We start from the raw sequence: 6,261 nt of genomic DNA, 5'->3' as shown, positions 1-6,261 counted from the left end.
CGCGATGGAAGGCGAGGTCTCGATCGTCACCTTCGAAGAACCGATCTGATCAACCAAGGCCGCGACGTCGGCAGCAACGCATTATCCCGGCTTGCCGGGCCGCTTCCTCCTGCCTAGAAACATCCACCTCTTCCAATTCGGAGTTACCATGACCAGCAATCCCATCAGGCTCGGTATCGTCGGCGTGGGAAAGATCGTCCGCGACCAGCACCTGCCCGCCCTGGCGAAGGACGCCGACTACCGGCTTGCGGCCGCGGCCAGCCGCCACGGCAAGGTCGACGGTATTGCGAACTATCCGACGATCGAGGCGATGCTCGACGCCGAGCCCGGCCTGGACGCGGTTTCACTCTGCATGCCGCCGCAGTTTCGTTACGACGCCGCGCGCACGGCGCTCGAGGCGAAGAAGCATGTCTTCATGGAGAAGCCGCCGGGCGCCACCGTCAGCGAGGTCGAAGACCTTAAGGCGATTGCCGCGAAAAACGGCGTCTCGCTCTTTGCGAGCTGGCATTCGCGCTACGCGCCGGCGGTCGAGGCCGCGCGCGCTTTCCTCGCCTCGGCCACGATCAGCTCGGCCGCCATCAACTGGAAGGAAGATGTGCGCCGCTGGCATCCCAACCAGGAATGGATCTGGGCGCCGGGCGGCTTCGGCGTGTTCGACCCCGGCATCAACGCGCTGTCGATCGCCACCCACATCCTGCCGCCGATGTTCATCACGTCGGCCGTGCTCGACTTCCCCGAGAACCGCGCTTCGCCGGTGGCGGCGCATGTCACCTTCCGCACCTCGAACGGGCTGCCGGTGACGATGGAACTCGATTGGCTGCAGACCGGCCCGCAGAGCTGGGACATCCTGGCCGAGACGGACAATGGCAAGATGGTGCTTTCGGGCGGCGGCGCAAAGCTCGCCGTCGACGGCAAGATCATCCATGACGAGCCGGAAGCCGAATATCCGATGCTCTACAAGCGTTTCGCCGAGATCGTGCGTGCCGGCGTCTCCGATGTCGACCTCGCGCCGCTGCAGCATGTCGCCGATGCCTTCATGCTGGGCAAGCGCAACGTGGTCGAGCCGTTCTTCGACTGAGTCGACGGGCGTCGACCGAGTTGACCGAACCGGCGCGGGCCCGCGTCAGTCCACGATCGCAATCGCAAAGCCGTCATAGCCCTTGGCGCCGACGGTCTGGATGGCGGTGCCGTCCAGACGCTTCTCGCCGCCGATGAAGGAGAACACCGCGCGGGCGCCAATGACATTCTCGTCGCGACCGTCATTCTTCAGCACGGCGCCGTCGCGGATGACATTGTCGCAGACGATGACCGTGCCGGAGCGCGACAGCCGCATGGCCCAGGAGAGATAGTTCGGGTTGTTCGGCTTGTCGGCGTCGATGAAGATCAGATCGAACGGACCGGCTTTTTCGCTCTCCAGTTGAGCCAACGACTGCAGCGCAGGGCCGAGGCGCAGGTCCACCTTGTCCGAAACCCCTGCCCGCTCGAAGTTGGAGCGCGCGACCTTGGCGTGGTGAGGATCAAGCTCCAGCGTCACGATCTTGCCGTCGGCGGGCAATCCCGTTGCCATCCAGATGGTCGAGTAGCCACCGAGCGTGCCGACCTCAAGCACCTTTTTCGCGCCCCGAATCCGCACGAGGAGCGAAAGCAATTTGCCTTGCGCCGCGGAGACATCGATCGCCGGCAGGCCCTGATCGCGGTTGGTTGCCAGCACGGCATGCAGCGCGGGGTCCGCATCGAAAAGAGAGGAGACGATATAGTCGTCGACAGCCGTCCAGGTCTTGGCGCTCATGGTTCATCCTCGTTCGTGAAGCCCAAATGCAAAAAGGGGCCACGCAGGCCCCTTTTCCTTCTCTCATTCCACCGGCGGCGCTTACTGCGCGGCGTTGACCATGTTGGTCAGCATCGGCTCGGCGACCTCGACGCCGGACGCCTTGCGGCGCTCGTCGATGATCAACTCGTCGCGCGAGGTGGCGATGCGCCGGATCTGGCTCATCGTGCCGCCGGTGCCAGCCGGGATCAGACGGCCGACGATGACGTTCTCCTTCAGGCCCTGCAGCATGTCGGTCTTGCCGGCAACCGCGGCTTCCGTCAGCACCCTGGTCGTCTCCTGGAAGGAGGCGGCCGAGATGAAGGACGGCGTCTGCAGCGAGGCCTTGGTGATGCCGAGCAGCACCGGCTGACCTTCGGCCGGCTTCTTGCCGTCCTCGATCAGGCGCTCGTTGACCTCTTCCAGCTCGATCACGTCGACGTGGTCGCCCGGAATGTAGGTCGAATCGCCCTGCGTGGTGATCTCGACCTTCTGCAGCATCTGGCGAACGATCACCTCGATATGCTTGTCGTTGATCGACACGCCCTGCAGGCGGTAGACCTCCTGGATCTCGTTGACGAGATAGGACGCAAGCGCCTCCACGCCCTTGATCGCCAGGATGTCATGCGGCGCCGGGTTGCCGTCGAGAATGTAGTCGCCCTTCTCGATGACGTCGCCGTCCTGGAGATGGAACGGCTTGCCCTTCGGGATCAGGTACTCGACCGGCTCCAGCGTCGAGTCGTGCGGCTCGATGATGATGCGGCGCTTGTTCTTGTAGTCGCGGCCGAAGCGGATCGTGCCATCGATCTCGGCGATGATGGCGTGATCCTTCGGACGGCGGGCCTCGAACAGTTCGGCAACGCGCGGCAGACCACCGGTGATGTCCTTGGTCTTGGCGCTTTCCATCGGGATACGCGCCAGCACGTCGCCCGGACGGACATGCGCGCCCGGCTCGACCGAGAGGATGGCCTCGACCGAGAGCAGGAAGCGTGCATCGCCGCCCTTCGACAGCTTGCCCACCTTGCCCTTGGCGTCCTGAACGACGATCGCCGGCTTCAGGTCGCTGCCGCGCGGCGTCGAACGCCAGTCGATGACCTCACGCTTGGTGATGCCGGTCGACTCGTCGGCCGTTTCCTGAACGGAGATGCCGTCGACCAGATCCTCGAACGCCACCTTGCCCTCGATTTCGGTGAGGATCGGGCGGGTGTAAGGATCCCACTCGGCGATGCGCTGGCCGCGCTTCACCTTGTCGCCGTCGTCCACGAAGATGCGCGAGCCATAGGCGACGCGGTGCGTGGCGCGCTCCTTGCCGGTCTCGTCGAGGATCAGGACCGCCATGTTGCGGCCCATGACCATCTGCTGGCCGTCGGAGTTGCGCACCACGTTGCGGTTGCGGATCTCGACCTTGCCCTCATAGGAGGCTTCGAGGAACGAGGAGTCCACCACCTGCGCGGTGCCGCCCATGTGGAAGGTGCGCATGGTGAGCTGGGTGCCCGGCTCGCCGATCGACTGCGCCGCGATGACGCCGACGGCCTCGCCCTGGTTGACGGGCGTGCCGCGGGCAAGATCGCGACCGTAGCAGACCGCGCAGACGCCGGTCCTGATCTCGCAGGTCAGCGCCGAGCGGATACGCACCGACTGCACGCCGGCCTTCTCGATCTGCTCCACGTCGCGCTCGTCCATCAGCTTGCCGGCCTTGACCAGCAATTCGCCGGAGACCGGATGGTTGATGTCGTCGAGCGCCGTGCGGCCCAGCACGCGCTGGCCGACCGAGGCGACGATCTGGCCGGCATCGACGATCGGCTGCATGGTGAGGCCCTTGTCGGTGCCGCAATCCAGCGAATTGACGATGCAGTCCTGCGCCACGTCGACCAGACGGCGGGTCAAGTAACCCGAGTTCGCCGTCTTCAAGGCGGTGTCGGCCAGACCCTTGCGGGCGCCGTGGGTCGAGTTGAAGTACTCGAGCACGGTGAGGCCTTCCTTGAAGTTCGAGATGATCGGCGTCTCGATGATTTCACCCGACGGCTTGGCCATCAGGCCGCGCATGCCGGCGAGCTGTCGCATCTGGGTGGGCGAACCACGCGCACCCGAATGCGACATCATGTAGATCGAGTTCATCGGCTTCTGACGGCCGTTGTCCTCGAACTCGACGGCCTTGATGCGGGCCATCATCTCGTCAGCGACCTTTTCCGAGCACTTGGCCCAGGCGTCGACCACCTTGTTGTACTTCTCGCCCTGGGTGATCAGGCCGTCATTGTACTGCTGCTCGTATTCCTTGGCCAAAGCCTCGGTGTCGGAGACCAGCTTCAGCTTGGTGTCCGGGATCAGCATGTCGTCCTTGCCGAACGAGATGCCGGCGCGGCAGGCATGCGCGAAACCGAGCGCCATGATGCGATCGCAGAAGATGACCGTCTCCTTCTGGCCGCAGTGGCGGTAGACGGTGTCGATCATCTTGGAGATGTTCTTCTTGGTCATCTCCTGGTTGGCGGTCTCATAGGGCACGTTGACGTTCTTCGGCAGAAGCTCGCCGATGATCATGCGGCCAGGCGTGGTGTCGTAGATCTTCGACACGACCTTGCCTTCGGCGTCGACCGTGCGGAAGCGACCCTTGATCTTGGCGTGCAGGGTAACGGCCTTGGTCTCCAGCGCGTGCTGGAGCTCGCCCATGTCGGCGAACACCATGCCTTCGCCCGGCTCGTTCTGGTTGACGATCGACAGATAGTAGAGACCGAGAACCATGTCCTGCGACGGCACGATGATCGGCGCGCCGGAGGCCGGGTGCAGGATGTTGTTGGTCGACATCATCAGCACGCGGGCTTCGAGCTGCGCTTCCAGCGACAGCGGCACGTGGACCGCCATCTGGTCGCCGTCGAAGTCGGCGTTGAAGGCCGTGCAGACCAGCGGATGCAGCTGGATCGCCTTGCCTTCGATGAGGATCGGCTCGAACGCCTGGATGCCGAGGCGGTGCAGCGTCGGCGCACGGTTGAGCAGCACCGGATGCTCGCGGATGACCTCGTCGAGAATATCCCAGACCTCCGGACGCTCCTTCTCGACCAGCTTCTTCGCCTGCTTGACGGTCGAGGAGAAACCCTTGGCGTCGAGGCGGGCGTAGATAAAGGGCTTGAAGAGTTCCAGCGCCATCTTCTTCGGCAGGCCGCACTGATGCAGCTTGAGCTCCGGGCCGGTCACAATGACCGAGCGGCCGGAATAGTCGACGCGCTTGCCGAGCAGGTTCTGGCGGAACCGGCCCTGCTTGCCCTTCAGCATGTCCGACAGCGACTTCAGCGGACGCTTGTTGGCGCCGGTGATGACGCGGCCGCGGCGGCCGTTGTCGAAGAGCGCATCGACGGCCTCCTGCAGCATGCGCTTCTCGTTGCGCACGATGATGCCCGGCGCGCGCAGCTCGATCAGCCGCTTCAGGCGGTTGTTGCGGTTGATGACGCGGCGATAGAGGTCGTTGAGGTCGGACGTGGCGAAACGGCCGCCGTCCAGGGGAACCAGCGGACGCAGGTCCGGCGGGATCACCGGAACCACCTTCATGATCATCCATTCCGGACGGTTGCCGGATTCCATGAAGTTCTCGACGACCTTGAGCCGCTTCAAGAGCTTCTTCTGCTTCAACTCGGAGGTGGTCGAAGCCAGCTCCGAGCGCAGGTCGCCGGCGATCTTCTCCAGATCCATGCCGGCGAGGAGGTCATGGATGGCCTCGGCGCCGATCATGGCGGTGAAGGAATCCTCGCCATACTCGTCGACGGCCAGCATGTACTCTTCCTCGCTGAGCAGCTGGTGCTCCTTCAGCGCGGTGAGGCCCGGCTCGGTGACGATGTAGTTCTCGAAGTAGAGGACGCGCTCGATGTCCTTCAGCGTCATGTCGAGCAGCGTGCCGATGCGCGAGGGCAGCGACTTCAGGAACCAGATATGGGCGACGGGCGCGGCGAGCTCGATATGGCCCATGCGCTCGCGGCGGACGCGCGACAGCGTGACTTCGACGCCGCACTTCTCGCAGATGACGCCCTTGTACTTCATGCGCTTGTACTTGCCGCACAGGCACTCGTAGTCCTTGATCGGGCCAAAAATGCGCGCGCAGAACAGACCGTCACGCTCCGGCTTGAAGGTGCGGTAGTTGATGGTCTCCGGCTTTTTGATCTCGCCGAACGACCAAGACAGAATCTTCTCAGGGCTGGCGAGCGAGATCCGGATGGAATCGAACACCTGCGCAGGCGCCTGGGGGTTGAAGAGATTCATGACCTCTTGGTTCATGCCGTTCTCCTTTTCGGGGTCCTCGAAAACCCCTTGCATCGAACGCGGGCCGAATGCCCGCAGACTGGCCGGCCTGACCGGCCGAAGAATTTGAGGGGCGCGCCGCTTCTTGGCTAGCGGCGCGCCATTGCCTTATTCAGCTGCGTCGGGCAGCCGCACGGCTTCGTCGACCTTGGTGTTTTCCAGTTCGACAT

3 protein-coding genes are annotated in these 6,261 nt (G+C 64.0%); 1 reads left to right on the top strand and 2 read right to left on the bottom strand.

Annotated features, from left to right (window positions below; all coding sequences use genetic code 11):
* Positions 1–148 precede the first annotated feature (148 nt).
* Positions 149–1,078: a Gfo/Idh/MocA family oxidoreductase gene (locus tag EOA29_RS21575; RefSeq protein ID WP_126094114.1), complete on the top strand. Its 930-nt coding sequence runs from the start codon at positions 149–151 to the stop codon at positions 1,076–1,078.
* A gap of 45 nt (positions 1,079–1,123) precedes the next feature.
* Here the strand turns inward: EOA29_RS21575 and EOA29_RS21570 are convergent, their stop codons facing one another.
* A complete protein-coding gene (locus EOA29_RS21570) occupies positions 1,124–1,789 on the bottom strand; it encodes an O-methyltransferase (protein WP_126094115.1) in 666 nt (221 codons plus the stop codon).
* A gap of 81 nt (positions 1,790–1,870) precedes the next feature.
* Positions 1,871–6,067: a DNA-directed RNA polymerase subunit beta' gene (rpoC, locus tag EOA29_RS21565; protein ID WP_126094116.1), complete on the bottom strand. Its 4,197-nt coding sequence runs from the start codon at positions 6,065–6,067 to the stop codon at positions 1,871–1,873.
* Positions 6,068–6,261 lie beyond the last annotated feature (194 nt).

The organism is Mesorhizobium sp. M1E.F.Ca.ET.063.01.1.1 (assembly GCF_003998155.1).
GTDB lineage: Bacteria > Pseudomonadota > Alphaproteobacteria > Rhizobiales > Rhizobiaceae > Mesorhizobium.
This window is presented reverse-complemented; position numbering and strand designations above follow the sequence as displayed.

Coding starts and splice junctions, on each gene's coding strand:
- EOA29_RS21575 (WP_126094114.1), top strand. CDS start 149: ATGACCAGCAATCCCATCAGGCTCGGTATCGTCGGCGTGGGAAAGATC.
- rpoC (WP_126094116.1), bottom strand. CDS start 6,067: ATGAACCAAGAGGTCATGAATCTCTTCAACCCCCAGGCGCCTGCGCAG.
- EOA29_RS21570 (WP_126094115.1), bottom strand. CDS start 1,789: ATGAGCGCCAAGACCTGGACGGCTGTCGACGACTATATCGTCTCCTCT.